The organism is Eudoraea sp., assembly GCF_049669105.1.
Classification (GTDB): Bacteria; Bacteroidota; Bacteroidia; order Flavobacteriales; family Flavobacteriaceae; genus Eudoraea.
On sequence record NZ_JBATKE010000172.1, the window covers coordinates 1 to 1757 of the forward strand.

At 35.1% G+C, this 1757-nt stretch carries 1 protein-coding gene; it reads left to right on the forward strand.

The window, feature by feature from the left end; all coding sequences use genetic code 11:
* The first annotated feature begins 308 nt into the window (after positions 1–308).
* Complete coding sequence (locus WBM60_RS13620) at positions 309–1559, forward strand: serine hydrolase domain-containing protein (protein ID WP_424263048.1); 1251 nt, start codon at positions 309–311, stop codon at positions 1557–1559.
* Positions 1560–1757 lie beyond the last annotated feature (198 nt).

The following is a 1757-nucleotide window of genomic DNA, read 5'->3' on the forward strand; positions in this document are numbered from 1 at the left end:
TTTATATATATAAAACGCCCAATGTGCATCTCATCCCGCTTGTAATTCGTCGAAAAACCCTTATTTTTCGGTATCTGGCAAAAACTTGGATTAAGTGCAAAAAAGTGTCGATGAATGGATCAGTACCTTAAAACACCTCAGCGATATTTTGTGTATTTAACCGATTACCGGAAGACAATTCAACAATAAAAAATAGGAGAAACAATAAAAAAAGAATTCATTTTAAGCTTGTTTAGCGCTTAAAATAGTACAATAAATGCCTATTTTAGCTTGCATCTCTAATCAATTTAAATCCATAAAACCCTTCAATGAAGACAATTTTGACAGTCGGCCTCTTCTTTATCTTACTGTTAACAAATAAAAATAGTCCTAAAACGGTAATTCAACAGCCTTCATTCCCTCCTGCCCTACTTTATCCCGACACTCTTACTCAGGCTTTAAATGACCTATATAGTCAGGGCTATATAAATGGGTTTACGGTAACCTTAGTGAACGAGTCTGGACCTCTTTATCAAAAAGGATTTGGTTATATGGATGTTGCATCAAAAAAACCTTATACAGATAGTACAATCCAAAATATAGCCTCTATTTCAAAAACCTTTATTGGAATTTCACTAATGAAGGCACAGGAATTGGGAAAGTTAAAATTGGATGATCCCATAAATAGTTATCTCCCTTTCAAAGTAATCAACCCATATTTTCCTGAAAAAGAAATTACTATCAGGCATTTAGCAACACATACTTCAACAATTACCGATACCAGGTATTACGACAAAAAATCTTATGTATTAAAAGATGACATTGCTGCCAATAAGCTGAAGGACTTGAATGAGACTTTTAATCCGCCTTCCTCTAAAACAACTTTGTTAGAATTTCTGCCAATGATTTTAGACTCTAAAGGAAAATATTATAAGAAAAAGGGGTTCTTACAGGAATTACCAGGAACAAAGTTCGACTACTCGAATATAGGGGCTACCCTGGCAGCTTTGGTTTTGGAACTGGCAACGGGAGTTCCTTTTGATGAATTTACCTTTAAATACATCCTGAATCCATTAAAGATGGATGCATCAGGCTGGTCTTATGATCAGATTGATTTGTCTATGCATTCCAAACTGTACTCTGACACAGAATCTGAATTACCCTTCTATGAATTAATTACTTATCCGGATGGCGGAATGCGGACTACGGCAAAGGATATGGGAAAGTATCTTTCAGAATTGATAAAAGCCAAGTCGGGCAAAGGAACTCTTTTGAATCCGGATAGTTACAAGGAGTATTTTAAAGAACAGCTTAACGAATCGCATTTTGAGGAACGCGACAGTGTATTCCCGTATAATGATGAATACAATATGGGGATCTTTATTGGTCATAGCGGCAATGGAGCCATTGGACACACAGGTGGTGATCCTGGGGTGTCCTCATTAATGTTTTTTGATCCAACAACCAGAATAGGCAGATTTTTGATGATAAATACGTCTTTAACCAGCAAGGAAGGGGCAAATGAATTTTTCGGTATTATGAACGCATTAGACGATCATGAGGCTAAACTGAGCCAGTAGTAATTTGTAAACTCAATTATTACAAATACATTTAATTGCAAATCTATTTTAAGAATTCAGAAGTATTTAATATTAAGCCAATTTAGCTTTGTTTCTTTTTGTAGTAAAAGACAAAGCTTTCTTTACTCGGCTATTCTTGTTTTTGTACAAACGAGCAACAGTGTTTTCTTTAGTAGTTGAAGTATCTATACTCATTTC

Excerpts from the sequence above, each read along its gene's own strand:
- WBM60_RS13620 (WP_424263048.1), top strand. The coding sequence starts at position 309 with ATGAAGACAATTTTGACAGTCGGCCTCTTCTTTATCTTACTGTTAACA.